1 protein-coding gene is annotated in these 274 nt (G+C 38.7%); it reads left to right on the top strand.

All coding sequences use genetic code 11. From position 1 onward, the window contains the following. A partial coding sequence (locus tag AB2B41_RS23505) for a hypothetical protein (protein ID WP_367880251.1) occupies positions 1 to 274 on the top strand: 274 nt, incomplete at both ends.

Here is a 274-nt window from a genome sequence, read left to right on the forward strand (position 1 = left end):
TATTGGTTTCAACCTTTGGGCAGGTCACTCTGAATATTCTGACGCCAGTAGCGACTCTTTTATTGCTGAAAAGGCCTTTTTGGAATCTGCAAGTCGGACAGTCCATTGCTGTGTTAATTGTTTTAAGTTCCGCTGGTTTGATTTTAGGGAATATTTTGAGTGGCAGTTTGCTGAAAAAACTTTCGACGAAGCTTGCTATGTATAGTAGCCAAGTATGTGAAAGTTTTATTCTTTGCGGTTTTTTCTGGCAAAACTTTTTACTTGTACTGATAGC

Source organism: Sulfitobacter sediminis (assembly GCF_040811725.1).
GTDB classification, from domain to species: domain Bacteria; phylum Pseudomonadota; class Alphaproteobacteria; order Rhodobacterales; family Rhodobacteraceae; genus Sulfitobacter; species Sulfitobacter sediminis.